General features: G+C 46.1%; 8 protein-coding genes. 3 read left to right on the top strand and 5 right to left on the bottom strand.

Going from position 1 to position 17125, the window contains the following annotated elements:
* Window positions 1–4008, bottom strand: a 4008-nt coding sequence (locus tag QUA62_RS12720; RefSeq protein ID WP_333404411.1) for a serine/threonine-protein kinase PknK, incomplete at its 3' end; no start/stop codon positions are given.
* 845 nt (window positions 4009–4853) lie between these two features.
* Window positions 4854–9728 (bottom strand): CHAT domain-containing protein, encoded by a 4875-nt coding sequence (locus tag QUA62_RS12715; protein ID WP_333404409.1) that lies wholly within the window; start codon window positions 9726–9728, stop codon window positions 4854–4856.
* 562 nt (window positions 9729–10290) lie between these two features.
* Here QUA62_RS12715 and QUA62_RS12710 point away from each other — a divergent pair.
* On the top strand, window positions 10291–10485 hold the full coding sequence (locus tag QUA62_RS12710) for a hypothetical protein (protein ID WP_190661768.1): 195 nt from the start codon (window positions 10291–10293) through the stop codon (window positions 10483–10485).
* A 105-nt stretch (window positions 10486–10590) separates the two neighbouring features.
* Here the strand turns inward: QUA62_RS12710 and QUA62_RS12705 are convergent, their stop codons facing one another.
* On the bottom strand, window positions 10591–10881 hold the full coding sequence (locus QUA62_RS12705) for a hypothetical protein (RefSeq protein ID WP_333404407.1): 291 nt from the start codon (window positions 10879–10881) through the stop codon (window positions 10591–10593).
* Between the two features lie 221 nt (window positions 10882–11102).
* Here QUA62_RS12705 and QUA62_RS12700 point away from each other — a divergent pair, with 221 nt between their 5' ends.
* Both QUA62_RS12700 and QUA62_RS12695 read left to right on the top strand, forming a co-directional pair.
* On the top strand, window positions 11103–12677 hold the full coding sequence (locus QUA62_RS12700; RefSeq protein ID WP_333404405.1) for a nucleoside transporter C-terminal domain-containing protein: 1575 nt from the start codon (window positions 11103–11105) through the stop codon (window positions 12675–12677).
* Between the two features lie 262 nt (window positions 12678–12939).
* Window positions 12940–13545, top strand: a complete 606-nt coding sequence (locus tag QUA62_RS12695; protein WP_333404404.1) for a DUF3318 domain-containing protein — start codon at window positions 12940–12942, stop codon at window positions 13543–13545.
* An 85-nt stretch (window positions 13546–13630) separates the two neighbouring features.
* Here QUA62_RS12695 and QUA62_RS12690 read toward each other — a convergent pair whose 3' ends face one another.
* Both QUA62_RS12690 and QUA62_RS12685 read right to left on the bottom strand, forming a co-directional pair.
* Complete coding sequence (locus QUA62_RS12690; protein ID WP_333404402.1) at window positions 13631–14878, bottom strand: SUMF1/EgtB/PvdO family nonheme iron enzyme; 1248 nt, start codon at window positions 14876–14878, stop codon at window positions 13631–13633.
* Window positions 14875–17019: an NACHT domain-containing protein gene (locus tag QUA62_RS12685; protein WP_333404400.1), complete on the bottom strand. Its 2145-nt coding sequence runs from the start codon at window positions 17017–17019 to the stop codon at window positions 14875–14877. The genes QUA62_RS12690 and QUA62_RS12685 overlap by 4 nt, the downstream gene beginning before the upstream one ends.
* Between the last annotated feature and the right edge of the window lie 106 nt (window positions 17020–17125).

Genomic DNA, 17125 nt, shown 5'->3' with positions numbered 1-17125 from the left:
ACCTGAAATTGCTTGGGAAGCTTTCATTACTGTGGCTAAATCTAGCGTCTCTCCCAAATTAGTGCTAGTGGTAGTAGCCTTAATCGTTGTTCGGTTAACATTTGTTTGAGCTGTTGTCTTGGCTGATGTTCTAGCTAGGAATTGGGGGTATTTCTCTTCTAAATCCTTAACTTTAGCTAGAGCGCCCCAGAGTTGGTAGCTATAGTGAGCGTTTTGCATATAAGTTTGGGCGATCGTTTCTTTGCCCCATGACAAGTAGAATTTGGCAGCAAGTTCGTGAGCGAGTGCTTCTTCGTTGATGTAGTCGTTTTCTTTAGCTAAAGCAATGGCTTTGTCGTACATCTCCATTGCTTCTACTTTTTCACCTAAAACTCGATATCGTTCTGCTTCCACTAGATAATATTTGTGCAAGAAATTCATTGGGGCATGATGCGCCCATTTTTGCATTTTTTCTTGATTAGCTTGGACTTTTTCAAGAATACCTTGCTGCCCAGATTCTTCAGTATCGAGATATAGCGCCAACCGTGCTAGAGAATCATATAAATGGAAGATAGCGACAAGTATCATCCCTATACTTGAACCAAAATAATTTTCGCCAATAGTGATAATTTTAATTGCTTGGGAGTAATTATCAAAGCAATAGCAAAGCTGAAGCTTGTAGAGGTACAAATAAAAAATTGCTAATTGGTCGTTGTTTTGCAAGTGTAAGGGGAGCATATGATGCTCGTCGTAGGCTTTGCCCATTAAAATGCAGGGATTTTCAGCCTTTCCCATCATATTTAAAACCGTTTGCCAAACAATTTCGAGATAATGAAGTGAAGTTTGTTGCTTGAGTTTACTAACAGCATCCCCGTAGGAAACCATTTCTTGTTCAACAACAGTTAGTTGCTTACCTACCCAATATGAGTGAACGCAGTATTGCATTGCAATATAGCCCGCAAATTCTAAATCTCCCGTTTCCAACGCATTAGAGAAATTGGCTCGAAAACCTTCGATGACATTCCTTACATGTTCTTTCCAAGGTTTGATAAAAGCATTTACTGTACTCTTAGTCTTAGCACTGATTTCTTTAGTATTCAACTTTGACAGCAGATTTATTGCTAATTGACCGAACTGATAGCCTTGCTCGATATCCCCCACAACCCCAGACAGAAGACAACCATATAGACCATAAACAAAGGGAGACACAGCCGCATTACCATGTTGGACAGATAAATTGACCTGTTTGGTCACTATTAAAGGCACTAGCGACGGCAACGCTATGTAGGCAGAAGACCATATACTTAACAGTATCCTAATAATTGCTAGTTGATGAGGATCTGTCATTTGAGTAAGTTCGATTAAGTCCTCAATTCGTTTGCCGCTCAAAATTGACGCGGTTTCGGAGAATGCTTGACCAATATCAGATAAGTTTGGCTCTTGGGGAAATTCTACCCCTAACTGCTTCAAAACTTGCAGCCCTGTAGAGATCGCTTCTGGCGATTTTTGCTGCGCCGCATAAGCTTGCATCTGGATTTCGTACACCTTCACTTTGTCCAGAAGCGATATCGGTTGTTGCAACACGCTATTAGTCAATGTTTGCATCCCTTCAAAATCGCCGCTCAGATATGCCGCTTCTGCTGCTTCGGTATGCAGGTCTAATGTTAGGTTGTACTGCGTATCCCAGCTAGAATCTACTAACAGTCTCAAACCTGCTTGTAAATATTCGGTAGCCGCAGTATGAGCTGTTGCGGCTTTGGCTTTTTGTCCTGCCATTAAATTCAGTCTAGCGATTGCAATTCGTTCAGATTCGTCGCTAATCAGTTCAATTGCTAGATTCAAATGATCGACGATCGCAAATATATCTTCCGCTAGTTTCTCTGGCGAGGTATTTTGCCACAGCAAGCGACCGATTTGTAAGTGAACTGTTTTTTTAGAACTTTCCTCAATCAGGGCATAAGCTGCTTGTTGCACGCGATCGTGCAAAAACTTATAAGTAGTAATGACCAGATGAGACTGAACGATTTCTTCTTCTGTTACGCCGAGTTCAGAAGTGGCTAAAATTAGTCCATCTTGAATTGCCGGCAATAGCTTTTGAAAGGTTTCAGCGGGAGATTTTTCATGAACAACCGACAGAGTATTTAAGTCAAAACTATTGCCAACGCAAGCGGCTAATTGTAAAATCTCTTGAGTTGAATCTGGCATTTTTCTCAATTTACCGACCATCAACTCAACAACGTTATCGGTAATGCCTACTGCTTCGATTTGCGAAATATTCCAATCCCAGCTTCTTTGCAGTAAATTGAAATTCAGCAGGTTTTCTTCATAGAGAGTTCTGAGAAACTGATTGACAAAAAAAGGATTGCCTTGAGTTTTACCCACGACTAACTCAGCTAAGGGCATGACTGCGCCTCTATCCCTACGCACAGTATCAGCAATCAAGTTAGCAATATGTCCGATATCTAAGGGAGTTAAGGTAATTTGGTTAATAGTAACCTCTTGCTTTTGCAGCCCCTCCAAAGTCATTATCAGGGGATGTGTGGGGCTCACTTCGTTATCTCGATAAGCACCCATTAGAAATAAATATTTTGTTTCCTCATCTGCCATCATTACTTGCAGCAGTTTCAGAGTAGCGGAGTCAGCCCATTGCAAATCATCTAGAAAAATGACTAAGGGATGCTCCACAGAGCCAAAGATCCGGATGAATTTTTGAAAGACTAAATTAAAACGGTTTTGCGCTTCCGTAGCCCCTAATTCTTGGACGGGTGGCTGTTTGCCAACGATGAGTTCTATGTCGGGAATGACATCTATAATTATTTGACCGTTATCACCAAAAGCCGCTAAAAGTTGTTCTTTCCAGCTATTGAGTTGGATTTCGCTTTCAGTTAACAGTTGCTTGACTAAGGACTGGAAAGCTTTAACGAGCGCTGAGTAAGGAATATTGCGTTGAAATTGATCGAACTTTCCGGCAATAAAATAACCCCTTGCCTTAGTTATCGGCTTATAAACTTCTTGTACTAAGGCTGATTTGCCAATGCCTGAGTAACCTGACACTAACATAATTTCTGTTGTGCCATTGCTGACTCGCTCGAAGGCTGCTAATAAGGTTTCAATTTCGCGTTCTCTACCATAAAGTTTTTGAGGTATTTGAAACTTATCTGTAATATCTTTTTGGGCGATCGCAAAATCTACAATCGTTCCTTTAGCCTGTAGTTGTTCCAGACATTCTTCTAAATCTGCGAGAATTCCCCAAGCACTTTGGTATCTTTTTTCAGCAGTTTTTTCTAACAGTTTTACTACAATATCCGAAACCGCTTTAGGAATTTCTGGATTAATTTCATGGGGCGGTACTGCTTGTTTAGCAATATGACAGTGGACTAATTCCATTGCATCGTTGTAATCGCATGGCAGTTGCCCCGTTAGCATTTCGTAAAAAGTAACTCCTAATGAGTAAAAATCCGTGCGGTAGTCGATCGCTCTGTTCATTCTGCCTGTTTGTTCCGGCGATATATAGCTCAGAGTGCCTTCTAAAACATTAGGATTTTTTAGGGTAGGATTCTCACGAGTTAAAACAGTAGAAATGCCAAAATCTATGATTTGGACTAGCCCGGTTGCCGAGTTAATAATAATATTGCTCGGGTTGATATCTTTATGAATTATTTTATGTTGATGAATGTCGCCTAACGCCCTAGTTATTTTAATAGCTGTTGACAAAAACTCTTCTAAGGTAAGTTTTTGATCGGCCAACCACAGCTTTAATGATTTTCCACCACTATCCTCGAAAATAATAACTAAACTGTTGTGATATCTTTCTAAGCTGTAGGTTTTAGGTAGACTTTCTAGGTTGAGGTTGCGTGTAATTTCGTATTCCTGCTTGTATCTAACTAACGAAGCGGGCATCGGATAATCTTGCTTGAGAAATTTGAGAATTACCCGTTGGTTGTCTTGCTTTCTCAGTCCTCGGTAAACTAAAGAATTGTTAGCTTCATGTATTTGGTTAGTAATCTCGTAACCAGCTAAGTGAATCATCTTTGCAACCTATTTTAATAAATACACATTTTTTTAGCAGTTATCAATTTGTAAGTAGATGTACCCTCTAATATAAACACTAGCTTGCCCTTTAAGCGAAAATTAAACTTTAAATAAAAAAATATTAATTTTTACATTTCTTAAAAAAGTACAAATAAAGATTTATGTTAGGAGTGATCTCGCTCTACAGTTTCCTCCAAAAGCAGACAGAACAGAGCGAAGAGATCTCGCCGTTGAGCTTCCTCGGAGATTTGGGCGTTGCATAATTCTAGTATGAATAGGTGGAATCACCATGCAATAAAAGCCAGTGAAAATCAACCGACAGCCGTAAAAACCGTAATAAAAAAGGAAAACCGAAGCACATTTGTGTCAAATCTGGTTGTCAATTTATCGCTGATTATGAATCCCACGCCTGGTTACAGTGACACTGTGAAACCCCAAGGTATAAAAATGTATGTCAATGGTAGGAATTTTCGGACTATCAACGAATCAAGGGAGCTCATCACATCACTCTAATAACTTGAGTAAGACTTGTCGGAAAACTCCGAGTCGATGCTTATCACCCCGAAGTCATTTCAGAAGTCGATGAGCTCGATGAATTACAGACTGATGTGAAAAAAACACACCAAATCTGGCCGTACACAGCCGTTGGCCACTTTCGTTCAGGAATTTTACAATGGGTATTGGGATATAATAGTTCCGAGACATTTGATAGGGTTTCCGGTTGCATCGGAAACGATATAAGTCCTAAATACATTACCTAAAATTTCAGGAGTTTCCAGTTACTGCACTATTGATACCTTGATTCAGCAACGCCTCTTTTTCCTTCTTCATTCAACACTCCATTACCAAGGATTGCCAATCATTGTAAAGGCGGCCCAATAATAAGGATGCAAAAGCACTCGATCGCCCCGCGCCGCAATTTCCGGAGGCAAAGTTAGACTCATAGAAAGCCCTTCGACTCGCAGCATCCCGTCTTGAATCCGCACGCGCCCCTGCAGCATCTCCAATTGCGCCCGTCGCAAAGCCTCCGCTTTAATCATCAAATTGCCACCGCGTCTGGGGGCCCGCAACTGCCGGTAAAACTGCGTCATCAGCCCCAAAGTCCCCTCATCGCTGACTTCCCACAAACTCGCCAAAGCCGATTTAGCACCGCTAGCTACCGCCAAACCCGCAAACCCCAACTCCGCCTCTGCGTCGCCCAAAGCGGTACTGCACGCGCTTAAAACTAACAGATTCACCGGCGGTTCATTCCACCGCAACTGTGGCATTTGATCGAGGCGCAATTTAGTATCCCACAACTGAATGTAAGAATTTTTCGGTTCCCCGGGCTGGAATTCGCTGTGAGTTGCTAAGTGAATGATACCAAAAGGCCGATTTGCCCGCTGAGCTTGCAAATTCCCCAGAGTAAAATCTTGATTCAAAAATGATTTTCCCCGATCGGGCGGCGCGATCGACTCTAACTCCACCGGTACCGCCGGTAATGGCGCTTTATCTTCAAATACCGACGCCCCCATCGCCAAAACTTCATCATCCGCAATATTGTCGTAGCCGATATCAGTTAAACTCAGACTCGGCATCACGCTAAGGCTGTATTTCTCAACTAAAAAGCCTTTGCCGTCGTGAAGGGCCGCAAACGGTACGCTCCGCAAACCTGCTGCTGGAATTACAATTAAATTGTCAATCTTTAAAGCTGCCAATTCTGCGGCAACTGGTGCAATTAACCAGCGATAAAGTTTTTGCGCCGTATCCAAATAACTAATGCTGCTTCTTTTTCGGGGATTAGTTATTTCGCTTTGCAGGGCGTCGGCTAGTTGCAACACCTGCCAGCGCGTTGTCGCCGGAATTAAAACGCGCTGGGGTTGAGCGTTAGCTGTTACTAATACTAATTCTAAATGCTCCCCGTTAGGAACATCGGAAACTTCTTTGCTATCCGGCTGCAACCTCTGGGTCAACTTATTTTCTAAGGGATGAGGGGGCTGGGAGGCGAGGTTTGTTCTCACAGGCAATACATTAGATAAATCCTGGCTTGCCACCAGTACAGAATCATTTTCTTTGGCGGCGCCTGCATCCGCTATGCTGACCCAATTCATATAAATAATGGCAGATTTTATCCCAGTAGTTTGTTCGTTTTTGCGAAGAGTTTCGTAAATAACCGACATATTACTAATCGGTCTTCTTGCGGGCAAGTCCAGATATTTTTCGTACTCGCGAGTAAAGGTTTGTTCAAATTCTAAAACTCCCGAACCGGCCGCATCTAATCTGCGAGAAGGAGCGAAAATATCCGGGCTAGTTGGGGAATGTTTGTATCTACTTGGCGATCGCAATTCTACTTCCATAGATGCAGGAAGTGACAGCGCCGGCTCGGGATTTACGGGGACTACTGGCACTACAGGCGGTGGGGCAATTGGTGCCGGAATTGGTGCCGGAATTGGTGCCGGAATTGGTGCCGGAATTGGTGCCGGAATTGGTGCCGGAGCAGAGGGGGGGCCCGGGGTAACTAGGGAAATCTGATTTGGTAAACTTCCTTGCGTGTAAGTTTGTCCAAAAGAAAAAGTGGGCAAAATGGCGTTTCCCCCGCCAGCATTAATGCTTCCCCGGGTTCCATTATCGATCGCGCCGCCAACTACAAACGGTCGATCGATACCGCCTCCGTGGCGAATTGCGACTGCCCCCGCCCGCGCACCTCCGGCAGTAGAAATACTGGAAAAATTGCCCGATATATCGTTGAAAACACTGTTCGAGCTAAACAAACCGAGGGTTGTCACATCAACGCTGCCGCCAGTGCCACCAGTGCCGCCTTGAGCGTTGATAAAGCCCAACTGAATGTTATCAGTCGCGCTCAGGGAAACGCCGCCGCCGTTGCCGTTTGAAGTGCTGCTGGAGTTGAGATCGAGAGCCGAAATGCCCGATGAAGAGGTGACAGCAATATTTCCGCCGATCGTCCCCGAAGCGTTCAAAGCTCCCGCAGTTAAAGGGCCGGCATTGCTTTGGAGAGCGATCGCGCCTCCTGTGCCCGCCGATGACGAGTCGATCGCACCCGCAGCAACAGTATTCCCCTCAACTCGAATCCTCCCACCGTTCGAGGTAATATTGCCAGTCCGAACCTCGCCGCTTGCTTGCAGGTTCACGCTGCCGCCATCCGTCCTTAAATTACCCTCTAAGAGGACATTTGCTGCCTTGATATCGGCTCCCAAAGCGGCCGTGCTGTCCCCTCCGAAGGTAACAGAATCTCGCGCGTTAACGCTCAAACTGCGGGCTGCAATTGTGGAAGTCGCCGTCACGCTAGCAGCATCAGCCGAGAGCCGGCCCAACCTCTGAGTTTGACCGACTCTGCCGTCAAAAGTAATGTTGCCGCCAGCCCGCAGCGTCAAATTATTTGCGCGGCCCGGCGTGCTGTCGAGGGTATTGGCAAAAGCAATATTGCCGGTAGTGGCGGCTAGGGTGGCGGTGCGATCGACTGTGACGTTACTATTGAAATTCATGTCGCCAGATGTCGCAATATTGCCCGAAACCTCGGTACTATCGGCGTGGACGTACAAACTAGCCAGCGGTGCAGCTTGACCGACTGTACCGCCGAACAGCACTCGCTGAGCGTCAAGTCTCAGGGCGCGAGATCCGTCTAGGCTACCGGAGAACAGAATGTTGCCCCTAGCTTCTGTGCTCAAAGCCACGTCAGCATTGAGGGATGCGTTTCCTGTAAAAGTGAGATCGCCGCCGGATGTCGCAATGTTGGCGTTGAGATCGGTTTTGGGGGCGTCGAGAGTCAAGCTAGCGCTGCCGGTTGTTCTCAGGGGATTGTCGATCGCGATCGAGCTGCCTTGAAGTGTCAGCGGGCTGTTGAAGGTAATGGGTGCGACGATCGCGATCGACGAGCTGCTACCGTTTTCGCGCCCGATCGCGATCGAGCCGAAACCCCCCGCCAAAGCGCCGAGATCCCTTGCCGTCAAGTCTAAAATGCCCAAAATATCGCCGGTGCCACCGATCCGAATTGCTCGGCTGTCGTTGGGTTGCAAGCGAATTGTTCCCCCCGCACTGCTGACAGAATTGCTGCCGCCCCTCAAGTCAATGCCGTTAGCAGTGAGAGCGATATTGCCACCGTTAGCATTAAGTCCGCCCAGAGAGATGCTGCTGGCGAAAATGTTGATGTTGCCACCTTGAGTCTCGATTAAATCCTTGGGGTCATTGACAAAAAACACTCCGCCCGATCTAAATGTTACGGTGTCTCCCGCGATCGCTTGCAGCGAAAGTTTGTTATCGGGCAAGTCTTGAAGGGTGATGTAGCCGGGGGTTTCTAGAACCACGTTGCTGCCGGCCGCCATCTGTTCCAACTGCACTTCTGATATCGATGTTTCATTTGGTTCTGGTGCCGCTTCGAGTCCGCCACCGGTTGATGGCGCGCTGCTGTCGCCGTTACCGCTGACGATCGTAATATTTGCCGGATCGAGCAACAAATTGCCGATCGCGCCGTTAGTCGCGCGGGTATCGACCTCTCCTTGGAAAGTTAAAGCATTTTTGCCGGAAACTTCGACTCTGCCGCCGTTACCTGCGGCGATGCCCCCGCGAGCACTAATATTGCCGAAGAAGCGAGTTGTATTGTCTGACCAAATTACCGCAGTGCCGCCATTGCCGCGGTCGATCGCGTTGGCTGCGATCGTAGAATCAGGACTAACATAAGTTACCTGTGCGTTCGGCACTGGTTCCATCCCCCGGAAACCGCCTCCGACGCGCACAGTACCTCCGCCGTTCGTCCCGGAAGCATTGATATTTGCGCCGAAGAGTCCGACTTTTTCCCCTAAAATATTGACTGTGCCGCCAGCATTCCCAGAAGGAGCAAATACATTTAAAGAACCCGAGACGATCGCACTTCCCGGAACTGCCGCCACTGTTTGGCCGCCAGTCAGTACCACTTGACCTTGTTCGTTAGTCGTTAAACCTGTGGCTGATGCTACGCCGGGGCCCGTCAGCAACTGAGGCAAAGAAACCGGGGCGACCGCCGAGTTTTCTGACTGCAAAGACGGAGTAATTTCTAAACTTAATAAATTGCCAAATTGACTGATACGGACTGCATTTTTTCCCTGAACAGCAGCCACAGTAATTTGACCGTTGGGAGCGGATAATTGTCCTGTATTAATAACGGTGCCACCGAGCAAAGTTAAACTTTGTCCGCTGCCAACTGCCAAGTTCCCCGCATTGACAATTGCACCCACTTGTGAATTACTAAAATTAAATTGATTGGGATTTCCCAGTAAAGCTTTGTAATTATTAATTCCTGCCGAATTGAACCAGCTATCGCCGAAACCAATACCTGTAGCAGTTGTCGCCAAAAACGACCCCGGCACGTTTAATCTAGCATTTTGACCGAAGACAATTCCGGCAGGATTCATTAAGAATAAATTCGAGTTGCCACCGCTTACAGAAATCAGACCGTTAATTACGGAAACATTGTCGCCGGAAATCCGCCCTAAAATATTTTGAATATTCGGATTAGTTAGAAAATTAGCTATTTGACCTTCGCTGAGATTAAATTGGCTGAAGCTGTGAAAAAGATTTGCGCCGTTTCCTGACAGTTGCCCGCCGCTAATGTCTGTGCGATTTTGCTCGGACTTAACAACAGTATTCGTGCCGTCAGTAGCAGGAACTACAGGTTGCGATCGCACTGCTAGCGGTAGCAGCCCAAAACCTAATGTCAAAATTAGAGCAGAACGAAAATAGGTCATTGGAGGAAGCCATTAGTCATTAGTCATTATTCATTAGTCATTAAGTAGATCGGCACAAAAAAGCAATAATATTTTGGCGGGGCGGGGGGAGCCAGTATCTTTACTTGTAAGCAGTTTATTGCTGCACTCACCCACCCTCCCATGTAATGTTTATGTGTAATCACCTACTTAGTCATTAGTCATGAGTCCCAGGAAACAAGGAAAAGCCACTTTCCCATTACCAATTACCAATTCCCGATTACCAATTCTCCATTACCAATTCTAATCTCTTCTCGTTTTGATTTTTTTTGAGCTGTAATGTTCCGCCAAAGTGCCAATAAACTTAAAAAGGTCGATCGAACACCGCCACCGCCGGGGGTCGATCGCACTCCCAAACCACCCGTTGCCAGAATGTCGGAAATTTAAGGCAAATTTTGTATTTATCTGTCGCCAGTGTATTGACAAAATCCCCCCAGAGTCCTAAGATTGGAGCACTGATTGGGTGGGACAGCAAAAACCCACACCATAACTGGCTCCTCTAATAAAGTTAAAAACAAAATATTGATGCTTTTAGAGACCAACCATGCAAACCCCAGCTTTCCCATTTCTAACTGAACAAATAGTAGAGCGGATATTTTCGTCAGGCGAACTGACTCGGGATGACAGACAGCGAATTCAGTCAATGCTCTTAAATGAGTCGATCGGCGAAAATGAATTGAGCTTAATTGAAAAAGTGATGGAAGGCGTAGTCAAGGGAATACTTGACGTGATGAATTAGTTGATAACTGGCGCTAACATATCTAAATGTAGGGTGCGCCGAGGCGCACCTTAGCCTAATTTTAAATAAAATCGAAAATCGAAAATCGAAAATTCTGTCAGCGTTCTAAAAATCATCATCCGGGCCGTCATCCGGACTGTCATCCGAACTCTGATCGCGACGCACAAGTTCAGAAGGAGGCCTATCGTTACTCCAAGCCCACCAAACGCCATCGCACTGGCAGCGGTAAAATTCTTGCCACTTGCGGCGGTTGAACTCGGTGTATACTGGCGATCGGCGATTAATCCAGACCTCAGCGGCATCAGTGCAGCTTGCAGCGCACTTGGGACAGCAAAACTCATTAGCGTGAACCGCCGTCGCAGTCCATTCAGGAGGATGTGGAGCAAAAGCTTCCATGTGTTAGAGTTTCTATCTAAACTGCTGGTAATTACGGCAAATCAAGGCTTGCTAAAGATCCGCAGAGTTCGGAATGACCTAAGCAATGACATCAGTACGCTGTTGAGTGCGTAATTTATCGGCCCGTTATTTTTTTTTAGCATTTGCCGTCAGATGAATAGTATAACTGATGTGGTGCCAGCCGTCGATCGGCATTCTTAAGTATTTCAAGGACTAGGCTCATGTCAATCTACAATCTTATCTCGTTTCTGGGAATTTTTGGCTTATGTGCGATCGCCTGGATTTTTTCAGAAAACCGACAGTCCAAGTATATTCCATGGCGCGTCATCATCTGGGGCATTGGACTGCAATTAGTCTTAGGATTTTTAGTATTCCTGTTCCCCCCAACTCGCATCGCCCTAGAGTGGTTTACTGGCTTACTGGATGGAGTATTCACCGCTGCTGACGCTGGAGCGAGATTTGTATTCGGGAGCAATGTTGTACCGATACCTGGTAAAGCTCCGGCAGTTAATTTAGGATATATTTTTGCCTTTAGAGCTTTACCGACAGTCATCTTTTTTTCTGGCCTCATGGCCTTGCTATACAACATCGGCGTGATTCAAATTATCACCGAACTTTTTGCCAAAATCTTTTATATGACAATGCGGTTGAGCGGCGCAGAAGCCCTCAGCGGCGCTGCTAATATCTTCGTAGGAATTGAAGCGGCAATTGTCGTGAAGCCTTATTTGCCGAAAATGACTCGTTCGGAACTTTGTGCAATCCTCTCTTGCTGTTTTGGAACGGCCGCTTCTTCAACTTTAGCAATTTACGTTAGTTTTCTAAAGCCAGTTTTTCCCAATATTTTAGGGCATTTAGTTTCCGCTTCAATTATCGCCATTCCCGCTTGTTTTGTTCTCTCCAAAATCTTAGTACCCGAAACAGGCGTGCCCCTGACAATGGGCGGCATTCCCAAGGAAGAACCGAAGCCTCAAGGCCGCGAGTTTGTGGGCGAAGAAATTTCGGACACCGAGCGCGAAGAATTCAAACAAGAGACTGTTGGGGGAGAACCCATCGAACGAGTTAGCCCTCTCGATGCAGCGATAATTGGTGCATTGGACGGTGTAAAAATGGCAGTGGCAATTGCCGCTGTTTTGATTTTAATCTTAGGCTTAGTTTCCTTAATCAATCAATTCTTTGGCTGGCTGGCAATTTTGCCCGGCCCAATTGGTGACTTGTTCAAAGTTGTCACCTTAGCAAACATTATGGGAGTCTTATTTTATCCCCTGACGCTATTAACAGGAGTTCCATTAGAGGACTCTTGGCAAGCGTCAGTAATTATCGGTCGCAGGTTGTTAGAAACGGCGATTCCTCCCTATCAAACTCTAGCAGAAGCATCGGCAAACAAACTGGTGAGCGATCGTACAGTTTTAATTGTCAGTTACGCCCTTTCCGGCTTCGCCCACTTAGCCTCCGTCGGCATATTTGTCGGCGGCACGATCGCCCTAATTCCATCCCGCCGCAAAGACATTTCCGAACTCGGTTGGAAAGCATTATTTGTCGGCACTTTAGCGACAATGATGATCGCTTGCATCGCCGGCACCTTCGACACCGGAGACGCCAGCATTTTAGGCGCTAAGACAGCCCCTGCTGCCCCGCTAACAGCCCCTGATTCTCCAAAACCAGGGCCATCCCCAGCCGCGAATTCAAAGCCGTCAGTTGCCCCAGCGATTGTCAGTCCGAAGCCTTCGGCAAACGCGGAAAAAGCGGCTCCGAAAGCTCAAAAATCTCCCTCTCCCGAATCCAAGAAAAACCCTTAATTATCTTCTATGGACTTGTAGGGGCGGGTTTTACGAACAATATTTAACTAGCGTCAAAAATCTACAGAAACCCGCCCCCACACAACGGATAACCTACATCAACTTTGATTTCGATAAAATCAGATCTTGGGTGGGCGCGGGTTTACGAGATTGTAGGTTTTAGGCAATTATTGTCGGTAAAACCCGCCGCTACGAAGCCCTGACCAATATTATTGTTTTTTTATCTAGATGCAATTACCAATTACTAATTACCCCAAAATTTATGAATCCCGATCCAGAAATTCGCCGCCTGTTAGATGTGATGCCAGCCTCCGGCCGCATGACGTGTAAAATTATTAATAAGCCCCAACAATCAACGGTAATTGACTGCGATTTTCCTTTACCTTGGAATCAATCTCGCCCGATTTATATTAATTTTGATTTGTGGCGGCTGCTATCTAAGCCGCAGCGGGATTTACTGATATTGCGGAATGTCAGTTTTCTGTGCAATGTTAAGTGGTTTAAACCGGATATTTATCAAGGTGCGGCTCTGGCGGGAATTGTCGGGACTGTTGTAGAATTGTTGCAGGGAGATGCGATCGGCACTGCGATCGCGGGCGGTTTGACGGGACTCGCCATGACTCGAATTTGGCGCGACAACCGCAGTTCCCAAGTAGAGTTAGATGCTGACGAAGGGGCGATTAGAGTAGCGGGAAGGCGTGGTTACAACGAAGCGGAAGCGGCCGGACATTTGCTTGGGGCGATCGAGGCTGTGGCGCAGATAGAAAAGCGCAGTTTGGATTTTAATGAGTTGATTCGGTGTCAAAACTTAAAGGCGATCTCGGGTATTTCGGCGGTGGGCGTGCCCGATAGTGTCAGGCAAGATTAGAAAATACTATTTCACAAACAATCCTGTGTTCGGCAGCCAAAGGACACAACACTGTTGTGTCCCTACTATCCAGGCGCTATATCTGCTACTCAACTCTTTCCCTGACAATCCGAATACTCTCCCATGCTGGTATCCGACCCGCTTGCCGCTCATCTAGTAATACTAAGTAAACATAAAGTGGGTAGATTTCATTGAGCTTCTCTAAATACTTACGGCTAATAGCTTCATCTTCTTGACGGCTTAACTTAATTATATTTAGCAACGCTCTATTTTTGAAGATTACCCCATAAGTTACTGACAAGAAATGATAGATAACAATAACAGGAAGCAGAGGGAAGTATAAAAGTAGGAAATCACTAGCTTTGCCTGCTTCAATTGCTTTAAATTGACCTTCGAGGACGCGGTTGAGGTCGCGGTTGAGGTCGCGGTTGAGGTCGCGGTTGAGGTCGCGGTTGAGGTCGCGGTAGAGGTCGCGGTAGAGGTCGCGGTAGAGGTCGCGCTTGAGGACGCGGTAGAGGACGCGCTTGAGGTCGCGGTAGAGGTCGCGGTAGAGGTCGAGGTTGAGGTCGCGGTTGAGGTCGCGGTAGAGGACGCGGTTGAGGTCGAGGTTGAGGTCGAGATTGACGACGCGGTTGAGGTCGAGGTTGAGGTCGCGGTGGAAGTCGAGGTTGAGGTCGCGGTTGAGGTCGCGGTTGAGGTCGAGGTAGAGGTCGCGGTGGAAGTCGAGGTTGAGGTTGAGGTCGAGGTCGCGGTTGAGGTCGAGGTTGAGGTCGAGGTTGAGGTCGCGGTTGAGGTCGCGGTAGAGGTCGAGGTTGAGGTCCAGGTAGAGGTCGCGGTTGAGGTCGAGGTTGAGGTAGCGGTAGAGGACGCGGTAGAGGTCGAGGTTGAGAACCAAAACCTCATCTAATTTCTGTTGCCAAGTTTGCTTCTGTCCAGTTTCTATTCCTGCAAGGATTCGCTGTTCTCCATCAAAACACCAGCATCCTAATTGTTTTTCTGTAACTGGATGCTCCTCTACTTCAGCTAGAGTTGGCAGTCTATATTTAAATCCCAATGCAGATTGCTGCTGAGTTAACCATTCACAAAACTCCTCAGCATCACTAGATCGTACTCCAGTAATGGGTTTTTGAGCATCTCCTGGCGGAAATCTGTAACTTTTCCAATGGTCAGGTTGACGATGTGCACCCGCTTTCAGCTTCTCATCAATAAAAAGCTGATATTCGGCGCAGGTGATGTAACTCATGTCAATTTCGACATTCTCATCAATCCGCAGTAGATTTTGCAGACGCCGGGATAACAAAACATTAGCTGCTAAGGTGAATCTTTCTGTCATAGACTTTCCAAATCTGCGTTTAACCTTTGTTCCAATTGTTGCCGAACGTCTGGATTTACACTCAACCCCTCGTCCAAGCAATCATAGGCGAGTGCCATTTCCTCAACGGATGGAGATGGCATCGCCAAGACTGTACGAATCAGATTGCTAGCATTACTCTGCGCTGCATAAAGACGGATAGTTTCAGCCCACCAAGATTGATTAATATTTCCGATTAACAGACTCTCTTGGTTCGATTCCTTAATCTGAACCGCTGCTAAATATTCCTGGAAACTCAAGTGAGCAAATTCATAAACGCCTACTTCTTTTTCCACTAACAACCCACTCACATCGCGAACTTGCTGAATAAATTCCTCTGGATTCGCCCCACTGCCTCCTACATCTGCCAATTTGTCTGTAATCCAATCAATTCCATCGGATAGGTTGAAATCACGAGTTTTCTGCTGCATTAATTCAAATGCCAGCACTTGCAGAACAGATTGCTTTTGCGTCGCTGTTAGCGCATCCGCAATATTTTTAGCTCTTTGTCGCTTTTCTAGTAAAACCTGGCAAATTTCTTTGTAAAGTTCAACCCGTTTTCCTGGCAAGGCGCTACCGCGACGGTGAACTGTGGCAATCATTGTTAGCAGCAAAGGATTCACCGCCATGTCCGCCAGAGGTGTGCTATTTTTAATCCGCTTAATTAAATCATCTGCTTGTTGTTTAGCGTCTGCCCGCACTCCCGCATCATCTTGTCCAGCACTACTTATCACCTCTGTTTCCAAATACCAGCTACAAATAAACTGTTCCATTTGTTTCATGTTAAATGGTTGCACTTCTAAGACAGTCACATCTTGTTGCAACCGCGCAGTTTTATAGCCAAAAGGTCGAGAGGTTAAGATAAAAGCTGTGTCCGGGTATGTCTGCATCTGTTCGTCTACCCAACCACTTACTTGCTGGCGCTGGGTTTCATCTGCCACTTCATCCAATCCATCTAACATTACCAAACATTTGTTTTGACGTATTTTTTCGGCAAACCAGTTAGGCGGTGGATTCTCCAGTTGATATTTTTGCTGCTGCTGCTGTACCTGCTGAGTAATTAACTCTGCCAGAGTGAGTTGATTATTGTTCACAATTTCCTGACGCACATCTCGGAGATACAACAATATCGGAATCAGTTTCGGCGCTTTCGGATGCACTTTCCGCTGTTGCTTTGTGGCATAAGTCTGCGTTAAATCTCTCAAAAGGGTAGTTTTCCCGGAACCGGGTGCGCCCAACACTGCCATGCGCCGAAATGCCGGATACTTATCTATCGCTGCTAAAAAATTCCAAATTTGTATTTCATTTGAGTTATTTCCTTCATCCTTGAGTGGCTGAATCATTTTGTGACTTGTATTCGCTGCCTCTGTTGCAGCAATTTTGAGAGGCACAAATACTTTTTGCAAGTTCAGATTTCGATCTCTATCCAATCCCTGTGTTTGATAATATCGACAGATATAAGTCAAACCCTTGTAATATTCCCGCTGAAAACGTGAGGTTGAATCTTCAATTTTATTCCAAATCCCGTCTGCAAAACTATCTGCAAGTTGCTGTCTCTTTGCCCTAAACTTCGGTGCAAGTTGGTTAGTAACTGGGATGAGAAACTTGATGGCATGGATAAACAACATCAAAATTACAGTCACAACCAAAGCCAAAAACCCTGCGGTCCCTTCGCCCCTCAGTATGAAATACAACGTTACCGCCAGTCCCAAACCGGGCGGAACCCATACCAACCTGTTCTGCCATTGTCTCGGTAAAAGCAGTACAGGCGGGAGCACAGTCCCCAAACCAAACAGAATGAGAGATGTATAAAAAACTGCTGAGTTGAATTCGGCGGCTACGTGGTTCCCCTTCAAGAGTCCGTAAAGGATGCCACCACCCACCAGGGGTAAAAAACCAACAAGCCAATTTTGATTTGCAGGCGTTGCACTCGGCGGAGACTGACTGGATATAGCACCGAGGATAAAAAGTGCCAATAGACACCCTACTGTCAGTAAGATTATGATAGGGTCTGGAATTTTTAAGTCCTGTTTACCGGGCAGTTGGTTGATCAGCCAAGCCAAGAAAGCATTAGTGAGTACCGGTAGGGATTGTAGCAGCCAATTTTGTATAAATCTGGACATACGCGCTCGCACTTAAAAGCCTGTTGTTTCCCAGTTTTACGCATCTGAGCGGTGATTATCAGGAAGCTTCGTTAATGCACTGATTTCAATCGAAAGTGCGATCGCG

This window comes from Microcoleus sp. MON1_C1, from assembly GCF_036701945.1.
Lineage (GTDB): Bacteria > Cyanobacteriota > Cyanobacteriia > Cyanobacteriales > Microcoleaceae > Microcoleus.
This window is presented reverse-complemented; position numbering and strand designations above follow the sequence as displayed.

What these genes read in the sequence shown, in the direction of transcription:
- QUA62_RS12715 (WP_333404409.1), bottom strand. Translation starts at nt 9,728, where the DNA reads ATGACCTATTTTCGTTCTGCTCTAATTTTGACATTAGGTTTTGGGCTG.
- QUA62_RS12710 (WP_190661768.1), top strand. Translation starts at nt 10,291, where the DNA reads ATGCAAACCCCAGCTTTCCCATTTCTAACTGAACAAATAGTAGAGCGG.
- QUA62_RS12705 (WP_333404407.1), bottom strand. Translation starts at nt 10,881, where the DNA reads ATGGAAGCTTTTGCTCCACATCCTCCTGAATGGACTGCGACGGCGGTT.
- QUA62_RS12700 (WP_333404405.1), top strand. Translation starts at nt 11,103, where the DNA reads ATGTCAATCTACAATCTTATCTCGTTTCTGGGAATTTTTGGCTTATGT.
- QUA62_RS12695 (WP_333404404.1), top strand. Translation starts at nt 12,940, where the DNA reads ATGAATCCCGATCCAGAAATTCGCCGCCTGTTAGATGTGATGCCAGCC.
- QUA62_RS12690 (WP_333404402.1), bottom strand. Translation starts at nt 14,878, where the DNA reads ATGACAGAAAGATTCACCTTAGCAGCTAATGTTTTGTTATCCCGGCGT.
- QUA62_RS12685 (WP_333404400.1), bottom strand. Translation starts at nt 17,019, where the DNA reads ATGTCCAGATTTATACAAAATTGGCTGCTACAATCCCTACCGGTACTC.